This is a genomic window from Actinomyces sp. W5033 (genome assembly GCF_051303165.1).
Genome location: NZ_JBPPGD010000002.1, coordinates 80,143 through 97,943, shown reverse-complemented (window position 1 = coordinate 97,943; position 17,801 = coordinate 80,143). Strand labels below are relative to the sequence as shown.

The following is a 17,801-nucleotide window of genomic DNA, read 5'->3' as shown; positions in this document are numbered from 1 at the left end:
GGGACACAGGCCCCGGCACCCGTCGGCGCGCCCCGCTGGCGGTAGCCTGCCGGCAGACCCGTCCCCGCTAGCACTGGAGCCCCATGAACTGGCTGCACGCCGTCATCCTCGGCATCGTCGAGGGCATCACCGAGTTCCTGCCCGTGTCCTCCACCGGGCACCTCAACATCGTCGAGAAGCTGCTCGGCTACGACATCAACACGGTGGGGATGACGGCCTTCACCGCCGTCATCCAGATCGGGGCGATCCTCGCCGCCATCGTCTACTTCTGGTCTGACATCGTGCGCATCGTGCGGGCATGGCTCACGGGCCTGGCCCGCCGTGAGACCCGCCAGGACCCGGACTACACGCTCGGCTGGGGCATCATCCTGGGCTCGGTGCCGGTGGCCGTCGTCGGTCTGGCGCTCAAGGACTTCATCGAGGTCGCGGCACGCTCCCTGTGGGTCATCGCGGCCGCCCTCATCCTGTGGTCGGCCGTCATGTGGGTCGCGGACCGGCGCACCAACCTCACCCAGGGCATGAGGGACGTGACGGTCAAGGACGCGCTCATCATCGGCTGCTTCCAGGCCCTGGCACCGGTCCTGCCGGGCATCTCCCGATCGGGGGCGACGATCTCCGCGGGGCTGCTGCTGCGCTTCGACCGGGTGACGGCGACGCGGTTGTCGTTCTTCATGGGCATTCCGGCACTTGTTGCCGCGGGCCTGCTGGAGGCGGTGGGGGAGGCCGACCACATTGCGGCGACGGTCGGCTGGGGGGCCACACTCGTGGCGACGGCGGTCTCGGGCCTGGTCGCCTACGCGACCATCGCATGGCTGCTGCGGTTCGTCTCCTCCAACAAGTTCACGGGCTTCCTCATCTACCGCGTGGGCCTGGGCGCTGTCATCATCGCCCTCGTCGCCTCCGGCCTGGTGACGGCCTGAGACCGGGGCGCCGCGGCACTCGTGGCGGTACTCGTGTCGGTGCCGCATGAGATCGTCATCCCATGCGCATCCTGCACACCTCCGACTGGCACCTGGGACGGACCTTCCACGGCCGTCCGCTCGAGGACGCGCACGCCGTCTTCATGGACCACCTCGTCGAGCTCGTCCGTGCCGAGCGCGTCGATGCCGTGCTCGTCGCCGGTGACGTCTACGACCGCGCCGTCGCGCCCACGGAGTCGGTGCAGCTGCTCGACGAGACGCTGCGGCGCCTGACCGAGCGCACGCGCGTGGTCCTGACCCCCGGCAACCACGACTCGGCCCGGCGCCTGGGCTTCGCCTCCGCTCTGCTGCGTGAGGGCCTGGTCATCCGGGCCAGCACCGGCTCCGTGGGGCGCGCCGTGGCGCTGCCAGACGCCGACGGAGGTCTCGGGGCCCTGGTGTACGCCCTGCCCTACCTGGACCCGGACACGGCACGCGCGGGCCTGCCCCGGCTGCTCGCCGAGCAGCTGGGCGAGCACGGCGAGGAGCCGGACCGGCCTCCACGCCTGGCCCGCTCGCACGAGGCGGTGGTCTCCGGCGCCCTGAGGCTGGTCGCCAAGGACCTCGCCGAGCGGCGCGCGGGCGCGTCGGTGCGTGTGCCCGCCCTCGTCATGGCCCACGCCTTCGTGGGCCCCGCAGGCGCCGGTGAGGGCCCGCAGACCACGGAGTCGGAGAGGGACATCCGGGTCGGTGGCGTGGACCTGGTCCCGTCCCAGGTCTTCGCCGACCTCGGCGGTTCCCCCCTTGCCGGGCAGGCCGGCGGCGTGGACTACGTCGCCCTCGGTCACCTCCACCGCCCTCAGGCCGTCAACCTACCCGAGCAGGTGCGCGCACAGCGCGCAGGAGCCGGGGCCGGCCTGCCCGTGCTGCGCTACTCCGGCTCGCCGCTACCCTTCTCCTTCTCCGAGGCGCCCTTCGCCAAGTCCTCGGTCCTCATCGAGATCGGCGCCGACGGCGTGAGCAGCACCGAGCTCATCGACGCGCCTGCGCCCCACCGGATCGAGACGGTGCGCGCCACGATGCAGGAGCTCTTGTCCCCCCGCTACGACGTCCTCACCGACGCCTGGCTGCGCGTGGAGCTCACCGGGGAGCTGCCCGTCGCAGCGGTGGCCCGTCTCAAGCAGCGCTTCCCGCAGATGCTCGCCTTCAGCCGGGTCGCGCCGTCTGAGCGGCCACGTGAGCAGGTGGTCGTCACCCCTCAGACGGACCCGGTGGAGGTCGGTGGACGCTTCCTCGCCGCGGTCGGCGGGCGCGAGCCCAACGACGCCGAGCAGGCTGTCCTGCGTGAGGTCTACGAGGCCGTGCGTGCCTCAGACAGGAGCCTGTGATGCGTCTGCACCGTCTGACGATGACTGCTGTGGGCCCGTACGCGGGCACCGAGGTCATCGACTTCGACCGCTTCGCCTCCTCGGGCCGCTTCCTGCTCACCGGGCCGACGGGCTCGGGCAAGACGACGATCATCGACGCCATCGTCTTCGCCCTGTACGGGGAGGTCGCCGACTCTGCTGACTCCTCGAAGGACCGCGTCCGCTCACGCCACGCCGCCCCGGTGCAGGAGAGCGTGGTCGAGCTGGTGTTCTCCACCGGCGCCGGCCTGTTCAAGGTGCGGCGCACGCCCGAGTACGAGCGGCCCAAGAAGCGCGGCACGGGCACCACCACCCAGAACGCGAGCGCCCACTTGTGGCGCCTGTCGAGCCTGGAGGAGGTCGAGGCCCCCGGTCATGAGCCTGTCGCCGTCGGGCCTCGTGAGGTCGGTCCGGAGGTGACCCGGCTCGTCGGGCTCACCCGGGAGCAGATGACCCAGACGGTCGTGCTGCCGCAGGGCAAGTTCGCCCGTTTCCTGAGAGCCTCCTCCCAGGAGCGCCGCGAGCTGCTGCGCGACGTGTTCGGCACGGGCCTCTACGACCGTGTGCAGGACGAGCTCGCCGAGCGCTCACGCGACGCCCGACGCCGGTCCGAGGCCGCGCGCTCCGCCCTCGCCGGCGCGGTCGCGGCTCTCCTCCGCCTGCTGCCGCAGGAGGCCCCCGGCGCCGAGCCCGGCCCGGCGGAAGGTGACACAGCCGAGACGGTCGGCACCGAACGGCTGCACGCCGCCCTGAGCGGACCGGTCCCGGACGAGGGGGCACTCCGCCTCCTCCTGGGTGAGGCCGTCTCCGCCTCACAAGCAGGCGTTCAGGCGTACGAGGCCGCCCAGGAGCGGACCTGGAGGCAGCGTGAGGTCTGCGCACGCAACCTCCAGGCCACCCGGGAGCTGGCCGCCCTCATCGACACGCGCGCGAGGCTCCTGCGCGAGCAGGATGAGCTGGAGTCCTGCGCCGAGGCTGACGAGGCAGACTCCGCCCGTCTCGCGCTGGCAGAGCGGGCGGAGCGCGTGTCCTTCCCGGCCGCCGTGGCACGGCGTCATGGCGCTACCGCTCTCGACGCCCTCGAGGCGCTGGGAGAGGTGCTCAGCGCCCTGCCCGAGGAGGCGCCCGCCGACCCATCGGAGCCTGGGCGGCCACAGGCGGCAGGAGCGGCGGGAGCACCGGCGCCCGGCACGCCACTGGGTGGCGCGCGCTCCCTGGAGTCTGTGCGCCCCCTGCTCCTCCGGTCCGCCGACGGCACTGAGGACGGCACCGGTCCCGGGGCCCTGGCGTCCTCGGACCTCGATGCCCTCACCGCGGCGTCCAGGGCGGGTGCCGAGGAGCTGGACGCAGCGGCCGGCTCCGAGAGGCTCGCCGCCGGAGCCCTGCAGGCCCTGGTCGAGGCCGAGGGCTCCCTGCCCTCCCGTCGCGACGCCCTCGCCCAGGCGCGCGCGGCTCACGCAGTCGAGCTCGACGAGATCGCGCGGGACCGCGACACCCTGGCCGAGAGGCCCGCCCGCCACAGCCGGCTCCAGGAGGACCTCGGTGCCGCGCGTGACGCCCAAGCCCGCGTACCGGCTCTCACCGCCTCCCGCGACGCCGCCCGCGCCCGGCACGAGGCCGCCCGTCGCGCTGTCCAGCTCACCGACCAGCTGCTCACGGCCCACAAGGAGGTGAGTACCGCACGCCGAGCGGCCGAGCAGGCGGCAGACCTCCTCCACGCCCGACGCCGGGCCTGGATCGCGCTCACGGCGGGCAGTCTTGCCGCGGACCTGCACGCGGGCGAGCCCTGCCCCGTGTGCGGCTCGACCGAGCACCCCTGCCCCGCCCCGGTCGGGGAGGGCACCGTCACCCGTGCCGACGTCGAGGCCGCCGAGGCGGCCGAGAGGCAGGCCGCTGCGGCGCTGGCCGACCGGGCCGGCGACCTGGACTCCCTGATCCGCCAGCGCACCGCCGCCGAGGAGGAGGCGGGTGGTCTTGACGTCCGCGCCGCAGCCGACGCCCTCAGCGCGCTGGAGATGGAGCTCGCGCGGTGCCAGGCCCTGGCCGGGCAGGTCGAGTCATTGCAGACCGAGGTCGAGGGCTTCGCCCAGGAGACCGCGCGGCTCACCGAGGACCTGACCCTCCGACAGGCCGCCGCCTCCGCCCGGGCTGAGCAGCTGGCCGGGACCGGGCGCCAGCTGGAGGCACTGGCCGAGCAGATCGCGCGGGCGCGCGGGACCGAGGCCTCCGTCAGCGCCCGCGTGCACGCGATGACGGATCGCGCTGACGCGCTCACCGCGGCCGCCCGAGCCGTGCGCAGCACCGTGGACGCCATCACCTCCACCGCCCAGGCGCAGGCCGACCTACGCACGGCTCTCAGCGGCGCCGGCTTCGACTCGCTCACCGCAGCCCATGACGCGGCACTGCCCACTGCCGATCTCGACGCCCTGCGCGCCCGGGTCACCGCTGCGGCCACCGCCCGTGAGCGGGTGAGGCAGGGGCTGGCCGAGGCCCCGGTCGCCGCGCTCACAGGTCGCGAGACCGCGGACGTCGCAGCTGCCGAGGCCGCCTACACCGCGGCGGACGCAGCGCACACCGAAGCCGTGCGGGCCGCCGAGCAGGCCTGTGGCGCCCACCGGGCCCTCGAGCAGGCCGCCCAGGCCGTGCACGACGCCGCCTCCTCGCTCGTACGCACGAGTGAGGCGCAGCAGGCCCTCCTTCGCGTCGCCGAGCTCGCCACCGGGACGAATGACCAGGCCACTCCCCTGGCCACCTGGGTCCTCGTCGAGCGCTTCCGTGAGGTCCTGGTCTTCGCCAACCAGCGTCTGGCCGGGATGTCGGGTGGGCGCTTCGCGCTGACCACCACCACCGAGGAGGCCGGCTCCGCGCGTCGCAAGGACCGTGGGCTCGGGCTCGCCGTCGTCGATCACCTCGCTGGTGGCGGCCAGCGCGACCCGAGGACCCTGTCCGGTGGGGAGACCTTCTACGTCTCGCTGGCCCTCGCCCTCGCCCTCGCCGACGTCGTCACCGCCGAGGCGGGAGGCATCAGCATGGAGACCCTGTTCATCGACGAGGGCTTCGGCACCCTCGACCCGGAGGCTCTCGACGACGTCATGGCGGAGCTCTCCCGGCTCCAGGCAGGCGGGCGGACCGTCGGCATCGTCTCCCACGTCGAGGAGCTCAGGCGTCAGGTCCCTGACCGCATCGAGGTGCGCCGCGCCACTGTGGGCTCCACGCTCACCGTGCGCGCTGGCTGAGCAGCCCACCACCACCGCTCAGCCGATGTCGGTGGCCACAGCCCGCCTCTCACAGGCGTCGAACCACAGCAGGTCTGCCTCCGCCGCCCGCTCGAAGGCCTCCTCGTCGCCCGCGCGGGCGGCCGCGACATCCGCCTCGGCCGCGGCCTCGTCCACGAGCAGCGCGGCAACGTCCTCCCACGCCACCGGGACCAGGAGCTCCACTGTGCCCGGCAGGACCTCGTCACCGGCCTCGAGCTCACGGACGGCCTGGGCATCGACGTCGGCCGCGATGACGACGCGACGGCTGGAGACCGTCTCATGTCCTGGCTCGGCCAGCAGCACGAGCGAGGAGTCGGCTGCGCACAGGCTCGCGGAGACCTCCAGGCCCTCCTCGTCCTCCTCGGGCAGGGCGCTGGCCAGGGCCCGCGTGGCGGCGTGCGCCAGGCGCGGGGAGATCTCAGGGGAGGACAGGTCGGCGGCCGTCGCGGGAAGGTAGATGCGCATGGGGCCAGTGTGCCCCAGGGCGACGGCCCCCGCCCTCCAGGCCCCGACGTCGGACCGGGCGTCATGGTCCCGCGCTCAGCCCCGGTGCCGGCCGCCGCTGCGTCTGCGCACCCGTGCCCCAGGCGCGGTGGCCCGGCGCGAGGAGCGTCCCGGCTCAGCGGCCGTCGCCACAGGGTCCGTCGCCACAGTCGCCGTCGCCACGGGGGCCGAGCGCCGCCGCCACCATCCGGCCCGGCGGGCGCTGGCCGCCAGCGCGCGGGCCCCGGCCTTCGGGTCCACACGGTCCACGAGCACGGCCAGGGCGCGCCCCAGGGCCGAGGCCGGCGCCCCCTCAAGCACGCTCGTACCCGCCAGGAGGCAGGCGTCAGCGGCCTCGTCCTGGGGCAGCAGCGTGGCCTCCTCCAGGGCTCCGAAGCGGGACAGCGCCTCACGAACCGCCCGCTCGGGCGAGGGCCCTGCCGCCGAGGCCCGCACCCGGTTGACGACGACCTCGAGCCGTCCAGTCACCGCCGTCTCCTCGGCCGCGTCCGCGAGCAGCTGCAGCAGGCGCCGGACCCCCACCGGGTCCGCGCCGCCCACGACCACCACGACATCGGCCTCGCGCAGCAGCGCGGCCCGCAGCGCCCCATGACCTGCCTCCAGGGTGTAGGGGTCCACCTCGTCCTCTGCCGTACCGCCCGAGATGTCCACCACCGTCCAGGTGGCCCGCTCCCGGCAGAGCTCCCACACCCGGCTCATGGCCGCGGGCGGCAGCTCGCGCCAGCGGCCCGAGCGCCCCAGCCCCGGAAGCACCTCCACCTGCCCGCCAGCGGGCACGAGGAGGCCCGCGAAGGCCTCCGCGTCCAGGCGCGAGCGGGAGGCGAGCCGGGCCGCGGTGGCCAAGGCGGAGGAGCCGTCCGGCAGGGACAGCGCCTGGGCGAGGCTCGGCGCCTCGGTGTCGGCGTCCACGAGGATGGTGGGCCCCACGCGGGACAGTCCTGTGGCGAGCGCGGCGGCCACCATGCTCCGCCCGGGCGCGCCGTGGGGTCCCCAGACGACGAGCAGGCGGCCGGGGTCGGTCTCCTGGACGGCCGCCAGGTCCTCGGGGGTCGGCGCAGGGGCCGGGGCGGGCTGGTGGTGCGCGCCCGCTCGCGCGGACCAGGGCGCGGCGCCTGCCGCCCTGTCCCCCAGGTCGGGACCGCTCGGCAGGCTCTGTCCGGGCTCGGGCCGGCCGGGGACGGCCGCCGTGGTGGCGGGCGCAGCCTGGCGGCCGAGCGCCTGGAGCAGGGAGCGGACCTGGGCGGGCTCGGCTCCGGCGTCGAGCACCTTCCAGCCGGGAAATGACCACCGGCCCGCCTCCTCGCCGTCAACGAGCAGGACGCCGCGCGTGCCGGCGCGGGTCAGGCGCTCGAGGACGGTGAGATCGACGTCGTCGAAGACGGTGCTCACGACCGCGAGCCCCGCGAGCCCCGCCATGGCGGCGCTGAGCAGCTCGGCGACGTCCCCGCACCGGCGCACGACGACCAGCCCTGTGCCCGCGGCGTCGATGGCGCGCACGTGCGCGGAGTCGTCCCCCGCAAGGGCGAGCAGGACGCCGGTGTCCGTGCGGGCGCCGCTCATGCCGCCTGCCCGGTGGGCACGAGGACGAGGGGGCCGCCCTGACCGACAGCGGTGAGGACCGCCCCCACCCGCGCCTCGGGCACCAGGACCTCGACGCTGGTGGTGGTGCCGCCGAGGATCGCGGCACCGCTCTGGCCGACCTGGGAGACGATGAGCCCCTGGGCGATGACGGTGGCCTCACTGGTGCCGACCTCGGTGGAGGTGCGTGCCGCGGGCAGCGCCCACAGATCGACGATGTCCCCGGTGCCTGTGCCCGCGGGCAGGGCGGAGGCGACGGTGAGGACGACCGCGCGCAGCGCGAGGTCCTCGCCGCCGACGACGGCGGACAGGGGAAGCAGGTCGCCGTCGCTGAGGGACTGGGCGGCGACGGCGTCGTCGGGCAGCTCGCCGGCCCGCACGTAGGAGCCGGTGCCGGGGTGGGAGTCCACGACGGTGAGGACGCCCTCGGCGGTGAGGTCGTCCCCGGGCGCAACGTCCTGGGCGAGGGCGTACAGGGGCTCGGTGTCGGCGGCGTTGCTCACTGCCCAGGCCCCTAGGACCACCGAGGTGCCGATGAGGGCGAGCCCAGCGGCCAGGCGCGGGTCCCTCCAGGGGGCACGTCGTAGGGCTGCGGACCGGGTGAGGCTGCGTGAGGCACTTCGCTGCGGCACTCGCGGTGTCGGGCTCATGGCCCTCCTCGTGAGGGAAAGGTGAGGACGCGTTTCAGGATGATCGATTGTCCACACGCCGTTTTGGGGATGGTATGTATCGCTTGGCGATGAGAGCATGGTGCCATGAGCACCACCTTCTTGACCATCGCAGACGTCGCCGAGCGGCTGCAGCTGTCCGCACAGGGCGTGAGGGCGCTCATCATGTCCGGCGACCTGCCGGCGATCCAGGTCGGGGCCCGCCGCCTGTGGCGCATCCCGGAGGACGCCTTCGACTCCTACGTCGAGGCGCAGCTCGAGCGCACCCGCTCGCTGGTGACGGCCGGCCGGCTCGACGACGAGGGCTGAGCGCCGCGCACGGGCCGGTGTCAGCGGCTGCGCACGACCTCGACGGCACTCAGCGCGACACTCACGCGCTGAGCACCTGAGGTCTCGGCGTCGGTGACGACGTCAACGTGGTCGGCCGTCACGCGCACGAGCCGCCCCACCACCTCCGTCGCCCCCAGGAGCAGGCGCACCCGGGCACCCTGGCGGGTGAGCGAGCGCAGGGCCCCACTGAGTCCTGCGCGCCCGGTGCCGCGCGTGGGCGCGGGGCCGGGCAGCGGGTGGGCGACGGCCAGGCGAGCGAGCGGCACCAGCGCCCGCAGCGCCTCACCCTCATCGACGAGGACGGCGTCCTCCATCACGCCCACGAGCCTGCCATCGACCCTGGACCCGCCGGTGGTACGCAAGTGGACGTGGCGCCCGACGGCGGCGCGGAGCCTGTCGATAAGCAGGACCGAGGCGGCCTCCGCCTCCGCGAGGTCGGCGCTCTGCGCGGCGATCCCGGCACGCCGCTCGGCGTCGAAGCGGTTCTCCAGGTCCTCCAGGAGGCTGTCCCATTCCATGAGGTCATGGGAGCACAGGGCCATGGAGGGCGCAAGAGGCAAGAGCATCGCATGAGATTGTCGGACACCTCTTGACGCCTTCACTTCACGTCTGCCATTCTCAAATCACCTCAAACATCATCGTGGAGGTGACCGCATGTCAACGACGACCCGGCTCGGCCTCGTCACCACCCTGTCCGTCCTCGTGGCGGCAGCGCTCGCGTCCAGGACTGCTGCGGCCGTCATCGCCGTCATCGCCCTGCCCCCGCACCTGTGGGGCGTCGGCCACGTGGATGACCTGCTCGTCCTCCTGCTCGGTGCCACCGGGACCGCGGGCGCCCTGTGGCACGCGGTGTCCGGGGTCCTCGCGCTGGCCGTCACCGGGACCGGGCCTGGCCGTCAGGCCGACGGCGCCGCAGCCCGCCTCCTGTCGCGCTGGGGCGCCCCCTACGTGCGGCGCCTGGCCGCCGGGGCCCTGGCGGCTGCCCTCGTGCTGCCGGGCACCGCCCTGGCGCAGGAGGGCGCGCTCCCGCCTGACGACCTCGGCTGGGCCCCCACCGTCTCGGCCGACGCGCAGCCCGGTGACGACGGCGCCCTCGCGGAGCCGGCCACTGAGCCCGGTCGCACTGCCCTGTCGGCTCCCGCCGCAGCGGGCGCTGAGAGCAGCCGGAGCTACGTCGTGCAGGAGGGCGACAGCCTGTGGACGATCACCTCCCGCGTCCTGGAGCGCACGGACCCCGCCGAGGTCGCCGAGGCCTGGCCCGAGCTCTACCTCGCCAATGACGACGTCATCGGCGAGGACCCCGGCCTCATCCACCCGGGCACGGTCCTGGACCTGCCCTCCCCACTGACCGGCCTGTCCTGAGCCCCACCCGCCCACGCCCTCACGCACCCCAAGGACCACGCCATGACGACCACAGCCCTGCCTCCCCGCAGCACCGACCTCAGCCCCCGGTGGGGCTCCCGCCCCCGGTCCGACGACGTCGCGCGGCCAGCGGCCCTGTCCGACGCGCTCGACCGCGCTGACCTCACGCTCTCGGCAGGCAGGCACACGGCGCCAGCCGCGCGCCGTCAGCCCACCTCCCGCCCGGCCCCGCACCGCCCGCCCGGGGCCACCGCGCCGACGGCGCCCCCGGCGGCCGGGCAGGTCCTGCGCCGACGGGCGCTGCGCGACGCTGAGCCCCCACGCCCGTCGTGGGACCGTATGCGTTTCCTGCCGGCGCTGCCGCAGGACCCGGAGCCTGAGGGGTGCGACGCGCTCGCCCTCAGCACCATCCGCGAGTCGCGTGCGCACACGCAGCGCCAGAGCCTGCCGGACCCGGTGCGCACCGCGCAGGTGGTGGTCACGGCGGCGGCGGAGGTCCTAGCGGGGTGGCGGCCGGCCGAGCACCTGAGCAGGTGGACCTCACCGGAGCTCTTCCACGCCCTCGCGCGCCGCGCCGGCCTGGCCCGCCGGATCCTTGGCGAGGTCCCTGACCCGCGCCCCAGGGTGAGGACGATGCGGGTCCAGCTCACGGCCGGCGGGGCCTGTGAGGTCTGCGCGGTGCTGGACGACGGCGGCAGGGTGCGCGGCGCCGGGGCACGGCTCGAGCCTCACCGGGGACGTTGGCTCCTGACGAGCCTCGAGATCGCCTGAGGCCCCCGCCCTGGGAAGGGTCCCAGGCGCGGCCCCTCGGGCGCAGGGCCCCGGCCCACCCGTGTCAGCGGCGCTTCTTGCGGCGGGACTTGGACCGCTGGCGCCTGCTCGCAGCGGGGCGCCCAGCACTCGGCGCCGCGCCCTCGAGGTGCGCCTCACCGTCCTCACCGGGTGCCGAGTAGGTCATGCGCTGGCCCATGGCCTCCTGGCCGGTGCTGCCCAGCACCGTGCCGGCGCCGGAACGTCCCAGCCCCGTGACCGCCGTCGCGTCGGCGGCGGCCACGGCGGCCGCTGCCTCGGCGGTGCCCTCCTGCTCGGCGCGCAGGGCGGCGTCCTCGAAGCGGGCGACGTTGGCGAAGACCTGCTCCACGGTCTCCTCGCGGATGCCCTCCATCATCGCCTTGAACAGGCGGGCACCCTCGTTGGCGTACTCGACCAGCGGGTCGCGCTGGGCCATGGCGCGCAGGCCGATGCCCTCCTTGAGGTAGTCCATCTCGTACAGGTGCTCGCGCCAGCGCTTGTCCACCACGGCCAGCAGGACGCGCCGCTCGAGGGCGCGCATCGGCTCCGGGCCGAGCTGGGCGCGGGCGAGCACGTTGGCGTCCAGGCTCTTGTCGGCCTTCTCATAGGCGACGGCGACGTCCTCGCCGAGCTCCCTCACCAGGTAGTCGGAGGTGAGGCTGTCAACGCCGCCAGCCTCGTTGATGACCTCGTCCTGGGTGAGCCCGACCGGGTAGAGGTGGCCCAGGTCGTCCCACAGGGCCTCCAGGTCCCACTGGTCGGGGCGCCCCTCGGCGGTGCGGGCGGCGACGACGCCGGCGACCGCGCGCTGACGGAAGGCCCTCATCTGGGGCTCGAGGTCCTCACCGTCGAGCACGCGGCGCCGCTCCTCGTAGACCTTCTCCCTCTGCTCGGTCATGACGTCGTCGTACTTGAGGACGTTCTTGCGGATCTCGTAGTTGCGCGCCTCCACCTGGCTCTGGGCCGAGGCGATGAGGCGGGTGACGAAGGACGACTCGAGGGGGACGTCGTCGGGGTAGGCGTTCGAGCGCATGATGCGCTCGGCCCCGGCGGCGCCGAACATGCGCATGAGGTCGTCCTCCATCGACAGGTAGAAACGGGACTCGCCCGGGTCCCCCTGACGCCCTGAGCGGCCTCGCAGCTGGTTGTCGATGCGCCGTGACTCGTGGCGCTCGGTGCCCAGGACGTACAGGCCGCCGAGCGCCACGACCTCGTCGTGCTCGGCCCTGCAGGCCTCGCGGGCGGCCCTGAGGGCCTCGGGCCACGCCTTCTCGTAGTCCTCGGCGTTGTCCTCGGGATCGAGCCCGGCCTCCTTGAGGGCGGCGACGGCGATGTGCTCGGCGTTGCCCCCGAGCATGATGTCGGTTCCACGGCCCGCCATGTTGGTGGCGACGGTGACGGCGCCCTTGCGGCCGGCCATGGCGACGACGGCGGCCTCGCGCGCGTGCTGCTTGGCGTTGAGGACCTCGTGGGGGATGCCCTGCTGCGTGAGCATGGCCGACAGCCGCTCCGACTTCTCCACGCTCGTCGTGCCCACGAGGACGGGCTGACCCTTGTCGTGGCGCTCGGCGATGTCCTCGACGACGGCGGTGAGCTTGGCCCGCGTGCTGGTGTAGACCAGGTCCGGCTGGTCCACGCGGACCATCGGCTTGTTCGTCGGGATGGGCACGACGCCGATCTTGTAGGTGCCGACGAACTCGGCGGCCTCGGTCTGCGCGGTCCCGGTCATGCCCGAGCGTGAGCCCTCGGGGTAGAGGCGGAAGTAGTTCTGCAGGGTGATCGTGGCCAGCGTCTGGTTCTCCGCCTGGATCTGCACGCGCTCCTTGGCCTCGATGGCCTGGTGCATGCCCTCGTTGTACCGGCGCCCGGGCAGGACACGTCCGGTGTGCTCATCAACGATGAGGACCTCGCCGTCGCGCACGATGTAGTCCTTGTCGAGGTGGAAGAGCTCCTTGGCCTTGATGGAGTTGTTGAGGAAGCCGATGAGCGGGGTGTTGGCCGACTCGTAGAGGTTGTCGATGCCCAGGTGGTCCTCGACGCGCTCGATGCCCGCAGCGGTGACGGCGACGGTGCGCTTCTTCTCATCGACCTCGTAGTCCCTGCCCGGGCGCAGGCGCGCGGCGATCGTGGCGAACTCCTGGTACCACTTGTTGACGTCGCCGGAGGCGGGGCCGGAGATGATGAGCGGGGTGCGGGCCTCGTCGATGAGGATGGAGTCCACCTCGTCGACGATGACAAAGGCGTGCCCGCGCTGCACCAGGTCCTCGGGGCGCTGGGCCATGTTGTCGCGCAGGTAGTCGAAGCCGAACTCGTTGTTGGTGCCGTAGGTGATGTCGCAGGCGTACTGGCGGCGCCGCTCAGCGGGGGTCTGGCCGGCGAGGATGCACCCGGTGGACAGCCCGAGGAAGCGGTGGACCCGCCCCATGAGGTCGGACTGGTACTCGGCCAGGTAGTCGTTGACGGTGACGACGTGGACGCCCTCACCGGTGAGAGCGCGCAGGTAGGAGGGCATCGTGGCGACGAGGGTCTTGCCCTCACCGGTCTTCATCTCGGCGATGTTGCCCTGGTGGAGCGCGGCCCCACCCATGATCTGCACGTGGTAGGGACGCATGCCGAGCACGCGGTCGGCGGCCTCGACCACGGTGGCGAAGGCCTCGGGCAGCAGCTGGTCCAGGGTCTCACCCTCACGGTAGCGATTCCTGAGCGCAGCGGTCTGGTCCTTGAGCCCCTCGTCGGAGAACGCGCGGTAGTCGTCCGCGAGCGCCTCGACCTGGTCAGCCAGGGCCTCCAGGCGCTTGAGGGTGCGGCCCTCCCCGATGCGAAGGATCCGGTCGATGATCGACACGCTGGTTTCTCCCCTGTTCGACGGTGGGCCCGCCACCGGGCGGACGGTGCCGCCGGGTGGGCCCCTCGCCCGGCGGTACGTGGTCCCCGGGCACAGACGTGCCCATCGTATGCGGCGCCGTGAGCGGGCAGCACCAGCGGGCGGGGCCGCCTGAGGCGGCCGAGGGTCGTTTACGCGCTCAGCGTGAGCCTGCCAGTCTCCCCCGCGCCTGCCACCAGGGCTGCGAGCGTCCGGCGCCGGGCTCCACAGGCCACCGGTGCGTCCTCGCCGTCGGCTGCTGTCCACAGGCCCTGGCGCCCGGGCGGGGCGAGCGGAGGGCATCGGGCACCCTGGGCACTGTGCCCGCCTGCACCCTGCCCCCAGCCCCATCGTCGTCGCCCGCGGCCTCCCCGTCCTTCCTGCGCCTGCTGGGCTCGGCGCTCCTGCCACCGCGCTGCGCCGGCTGCGGGCGCTGGGAGACCGTCCTGTGCCCGCAGTGCCTGGCCCTGCTGTGCGGCCCCCCGTTCCGTGTGGGGCACCTCGACGGCGCCCAGGACCTTGAGGCTCACGCGCTGAGCCCGTACGCCGGCCCGGCGCGGGCCCTGGTCCTGGCGTGGAAGAACGGCGCGCGCGAGGACCTGCGCCCGGTGATGGCTCGGGCCGGTCGCAGGGCGGGCAGCGCCTGGGCCACGGGCCTGGGCCCGCAGGAGCGCAGGACGCTGTCGGGGTGCCGGGGGCTGCTCGTCGTGCCGGCGCCCTCGGGACGGGCACGGCGGCTGCGGGGACGGCTGGTGGCAGCCGATCTCGCTGACGCCGTCGCCCAGGGTGTCGCCCGGGGCCTCGGCCGGGGCCCGGGAGAGGCTCCGGCCGAGCCGGTCGCCCTGGTGGCCTCGGCCGACGTGCTGCGCCGGCGCGGCGGGCGCAGCCACCAGGCGGGCCTGTCCTCGCGCGGCAGGCGCCTGAACCGTGCCGCCGCTCCGCTGGTGCTGGCGCCCGTGGCCGGCTGGGCCGTGCTCCTTGTGGACGACGTCGTGACGACCGGGACGACTCTGGGGGCCTGTGCTCGGGCACTGCGCGCGGCAGGCGCCCAGGTGCTCGGCGCCCTCGCCGTCGCCGCCGCTCCGCCCCCGGTCTCGCCCTCGGCTGACGCGGTCCCCACAGTGCCCACCACCGTCGCCACGATGGTGTAACTTGTGTGTCACAGCACACACGGTGCGGGGGCCTCAACGACGATCCCCCCGCCAGCGCGGCCCCAGGCCCCGGACGGACGGAGGTGGTCACTGACCCGCCAGAGCCCGCCGTGAGGTGCGGTGGGTGGATTCCAGCCCGGCCCCCCCGGGCCGACCTGAGCCTAGAGAGAGGTTCCACCATGGACATCACCGTCGTCGGCCGTAACGCTGAGATCAGCTCGCGTCTGCGTGACTACGTCGAGGAGAAGGCCACCAAGGTCGAGCAGTTCGACCCCCGTGTCCAGCGCGTCGAGGTCGAGGTGACCCACGAGCGCAACCCGCGCCAGGCGGACACCGCCGAGCGCGTCGAGATCACCGTGGTCTCCAAGGGCCCGGTCATCCGGGCTGAGGCCTCCTCCTCCGACCGCTTCGCCGCCTTCGACATCGCCATGGGCAAGCTCACCGAGCGCCTGCGCCGGGCACGTGACCGCATGAAGAACCACCGCCGCTACAGCGTGGAGGCCAACGAGCCGGTGGAGGCGGTCGTCGAGGAGGAGGTGGTCCTGCCCGACACCGGCGACGCCCCCATCGAGGACTCCCCCTCGGCGCCCACCCAGCACGGTGTCGCCGTCGAGTCCCAGCTCGGCGACTCCCCGGTGATCGTGCGCCAGAAGCTGCACGAGGCCGTGCCGATGACCGTGGACGAGGCTCTCTACCAGATGGAGCTCGTGGGCCACCCGTTCTACCTCTTCATCGAGAAGTCAACGAAGCAGCCCTGCGCGGTCTACCACCGCCACGGCTGGACCTACGGCGTCATCCGCCTCGACGCCCAGGTCATGTGACGCCCGGCCCGCTGCGCACCCCCTGAGCACCGGGGGGTTGACCACCGCGCCCCGTGCCCCGTGCCCCGCCCGCCAGGCGCGGGGCACGGGGCACGTCGCGCGCGGCCGTCTGTGCCTGCTCTCAGTGTCCCCCGCCGTCCCCGCCTCAGTGCTCCCCGCCGGCCCGGTAGCCGACGCCACGCACCGTGAGCACGATCGCGGGGTGCTCCGGGTCGCGCTCGATCTTGGTACGCAGGCGCTGGACGTGGACGTTGACCAGGCGGGTGTCCACCGCGTGCTGGTAGCCCCAGACCTGCTCGAGGAGCTCGTCGCGGGTGAAGACCTTCCAGGGCGAGCGCGCCAGGGTCACGAGCAGGGAGAACTCAAGGGGCGTGAGGGTGATGGGGACGTCGTCACGGCGCACCTCGTGGCCGACGACGTCGATGTCGAGGTCGCCCACACGCACGTGCTCGGCGCAGGCGGCGCGGTGGCGGCGCAGACGCGCCCGGATCCGGGCGACCAGCTCCGTCGGCTTGAAGGGCTTGGTCATGTAGTCGTCGGCCCCCGCCTCCAGGCCCGCGACGACGTCACCGGTACCAGCCCGGCCCGAGAGCATGATGACGGGGACGTCCGACTCTCGGCGCAGGCGGCGGCACACCTCCAGCCCGTCGGCCCCGGGCAGCCCGACGTCGAGCAGGACGAGGTCCGGCCTCACGGCTCGCAAGGCCTCCAGGACACGCTCGCGGTCGGCGCAGGTGATCGGTGTGTAGCCCTCGCGCTTGAGGACCCGGCTGATCAGGTCGGTCACAGCGGTGTCGTCCTCGATGACCAGGATGACCTCACTCATAGCCACTATCGTGACACACGGCCGCACCGCCCAGTAGCGGGCGCCGTCCCACGTGCTCCTGCGCGGTGACGAGGCCCCGCCCGCCCCGCTCCTCCTTGAGGCGGATGCCCCCTGCGAGGACGGCGTGCCAGCATGACGCCATGAGCAGTGACACCCCCTGGCAGTCCCCCTCCGGCTCCGAGGACCCGAGCGTCCGCCCCGCTGAGCCGCGTTACGGCGCCTATGCCACACCGGCTGCCGGCCAGCCCGCGCCGCCTGACGCTGCCTGGGCCCAGCAGGGCCCCGGTGCCTTCACTCAGGCCCCCGCCGGCCCGGGCTACCCCTCGTTGCCGGGCACCACACCCCAGGCACCGCCCACCTTCGTCGTCGCCCCCAGGCCCGGCATCATCCCGCTGCGGCCCCTGAGCACCACCGAGATCATCGGCGGCGCCTTCGAGTCCCTGCGCGCCAACCCCAGGGCGATGTTCGTCCCCGCGATCGTGGTCATGGCGGTCATCGGCCTGCTGTCGGCGCTCCACACCCTCCTGACCTCGCAGAGCCTGTACTCCGCCATGGAGTCCACCGCGCAGCAGGCCGACCTCAGCAGCGACCAGGCCATCGGGCTCGTGCTCACCAGCCTGGGCTCCGTCGTCTCCTACGTGCCGACGATGGTGCTGACCTCCCTCGCCTCCGCCATCCTCACGGGGCTGCTCATCGTCGCCGTCTCGCGCTCGGTGCTCGGCCGCGTGGCCAGCCCCGGTGAGGTGTGGCAGCGCACGAAGGGGCGGGTGTGGGCCCTCATCGGCCAGGTCATCCTCGTCAACCTCATCGTCGGCGCAGCCACGGCCGTCGTCGCCGTCCTGTCGCTGGTCGTGCTCGTGCCGCTGCTCGTCAGCTCCAGCTCCTCCGCCTCCACCGCGCTGGCTGCCGCCACCGGTTTCATCATCCTCGCCGTCGTCGGGATGCTCCTGAGCGCCTTCCTGGGCGTGCGCCTGTCCCTGGCCTCCGCGGCCCTCATCCTGGAGAACATCGGCGTCATCGAGGCCATCAGGCGCTCCTGGGCCCTGACCCGCGGCTACTTCTGGAAGGTGCTCGGCACCCTCCTGCTCGCCACCATCATCACGGTGGCCGCCACCGGGATCCTGTCCGGCGTCACCGGCACGCTGGTGGGCCTGACAGCGGCCCTCACCTCCGGTGGGGCGCTGCCCACCGTCGGCGCCGTCTCCGTCTTCATCGGCTCTGTGCTGGACGCGCTCGTCCTGCCCTTCTCCGCCTCGGTCACCGCCCTGGTCTACATCGACCTGCGCATGCGCCAGGAGGGGCTCGACGTCGAGCTCCGCCAGGCCGTCGGCGCCCTGTGACCCA

At 73.6% G+C, this 17,801-nt stretch carries 15 protein-coding genes; 9 read left to right on the top strand and 6 right to left on the bottom strand.

Features of this window, described 5'->3' with window-relative positions; translation table 11 throughout:
• The first annotated feature begins 83 nt into the window (after positions 1–83).
• From ACSJJR_RS01965 to ACSJJR_RS01955, 3 genes are all read left to right on the top strand, one after another.
• Positions 84–920 carry an undecaprenyl-diphosphate phosphatase gene (locus tag ACSJJR_RS01965; protein ID WP_435941846.1) on the top strand — a complete coding sequence of 279 codons (837 nt, stop codon included), beginning with the start codon at positions 84–86 and terminating at the stop codon, positions 918–920.
• A 62-nt stretch (positions 921–982) separates the two neighbouring features.
• A complete protein-coding gene (locus ACSJJR_RS01960) occupies positions 983–2,287 on the top strand; it encodes a metallophosphoesterase family protein (RefSeq protein ID WP_435941845.1) in 1,305 nt (434 codons plus the stop codon).
• Positions 2,287–5,541 (top strand): AAA family ATPase, encoded by a 3,255-nt coding sequence (locus ACSJJR_RS01955; RefSeq protein ID WP_435941844.1) that lies wholly within the window; start codon positions 2,287–2,289, stop codon positions 5,539–5,541. The genes ACSJJR_RS01960 and ACSJJR_RS01955 overlap by 1 nt, the downstream gene beginning before the upstream one ends.
• Before the next feature lie 18 nt (positions 5,542–5,559).
• Here the strand turns inward: ACSJJR_RS01955 and ACSJJR_RS01950 are convergent, their stop codons facing one another.
• From ACSJJR_RS01950 to ACSJJR_RS01940, 3 genes are all read right to left on the bottom strand, one after another.
• Complete coding sequence (locus ACSJJR_RS01950) at positions 5,560–6,027, bottom strand: DUF6912 family protein (RefSeq protein WP_435941843.1); 468 nt, start codon at positions 6,025–6,027, stop codon at positions 5,560–5,562.
• A 75-nt stretch (positions 6,028–6,102) separates the two neighbouring features.
• Positions 6,103–7,626 (bottom strand): AAA family ATPase, encoded by a 1,524-nt coding sequence (locus tag ACSJJR_RS01945; protein ID WP_435941842.1) that lies wholly within the window; start codon positions 7,624–7,626, stop codon positions 6,103–6,105.
• The gene (locus ACSJJR_RS01940; RefSeq protein WP_435941841.1) at positions 7,623–8,294 is read right to left on the bottom strand and encodes a hypothetical protein; all 672 of its coding nucleotides are present in this window, start codon (positions 8,292–8,294) and stop codon (positions 7,623–7,625) included. Before ACSJJR_RS01940 ends, ACSJJR_RS01945 begins: the two co-directional genes overlap by 4 nt.
• A 105-nt stretch (positions 8,295–8,399) precedes the next feature.
• Here ACSJJR_RS01940 and ACSJJR_RS01935 point away from each other — a divergent pair, with 105 nt between their 5' ends.
• Entirely contained in the window at positions 8,400–8,621 is a 222-nt protein-coding gene (locus tag ACSJJR_RS01935; RefSeq protein WP_435941840.1) for a helix-turn-helix domain-containing protein, read from the top strand.
• Between the two features lie 20 nt (positions 8,622–8,641).
• On the opposite strand, the gene ACSJJR_RS01930 is transcribed toward ACSJJR_RS01935, so the two are convergent.
• Positions 8,642–9,160 carry a Fis family transcriptional regulator gene (locus ACSJJR_RS01930; RefSeq protein ID WP_435941839.1) on the bottom strand — a complete coding sequence of 173 codons (519 nt, stop codon included), beginning with the start codon at positions 9,158–9,160 and terminating at the stop codon, positions 8,642–8,644.
• 136 nt (positions 9,161–9,296) lie between these two features.
• Between ACSJJR_RS01930 and ACSJJR_RS01925 the strand changes: the two genes are divergently transcribed.
• Both ACSJJR_RS01925 and ACSJJR_RS01920 read left to right on the top strand, forming a co-directional pair.
• A complete protein-coding gene (locus ACSJJR_RS01925) occupies positions 9,297–10,004 on the top strand; it encodes a LysM peptidoglycan-binding domain-containing protein (protein ID WP_435941838.1) in 708 nt (235 codons plus the stop codon).
• Between the two features lie 42 nt (positions 10,005–10,046).
• The gene (locus tag ACSJJR_RS01920) at positions 10,047–10,775 is read left to right on the top strand and encodes an Rv3235 family protein (protein WP_435941837.1); all 729 of its coding nucleotides are present in this window, start codon (positions 10,047–10,049) and stop codon (positions 10,773–10,775) included.
• Positions 10,776–10,839: 64 nt separating this feature from the next.
• On the opposite strand, the gene secA is transcribed toward ACSJJR_RS01920, so the two are convergent.
• Positions 10,840–13,641: a preprotein translocase subunit SecA gene (secA, locus tag ACSJJR_RS01915; protein ID WP_435941836.1), complete on the bottom strand. Its 2,802-nt coding sequence runs from the start codon at positions 13,639–13,641 to the stop codon at positions 10,840–10,842.
• Between the two features lie 338 nt (positions 13,642–13,979).
• On the opposite strand from secA, the gene ACSJJR_RS01910 reads away from it, so the two are divergent.
• Positions 13,980–14,810, top strand: coding sequence for a ComF family protein (locus tag ACSJJR_RS01910; RefSeq protein WP_435941835.1), 831 nt, complete (start codon positions 13,980–13,982; stop codon positions 14,808–14,810).
• Between the two features lie 179 nt (positions 14,811–14,989).
• The gene (hpf, locus tag ACSJJR_RS01905; protein ID WP_435941834.1) at positions 14,990–15,631 is read left to right on the top strand and encodes a ribosome hibernation-promoting factor, HPF/YfiA family; all 642 of its coding nucleotides are present in this window, start codon (positions 14,990–14,992) and stop codon (positions 15,629–15,631) included.
• Positions 15,632–15,776: 145 nt separating this feature from the next.
• Here the strand turns inward: hpf and mtrA are convergent, their stop codons facing one another.
• Entirely contained in the window at positions 15,777–16,457 is a 681-nt protein-coding gene (gene mtrA / locus ACSJJR_RS01900; protein ID WP_435941833.1) for an MtrAB system response regulator MtrA, read from the bottom strand.
• Between the two features lie 140 nt (positions 16,458–16,597).
• Here mtrA and ACSJJR_RS01895 point away from each other — a divergent pair, with 140 nt between their 5' ends.
• Positions 16,598–17,797: a glycerophosphoryl diester phosphodiesterase membrane domain-containing protein gene (locus ACSJJR_RS01895; RefSeq protein WP_435941832.1), complete on the top strand. Its 1,200-nt coding sequence runs from the start codon at positions 16,598–16,600 to the stop codon at positions 17,795–17,797.
• Positions 17,798–17,801 lie beyond the last annotated feature (4 nt).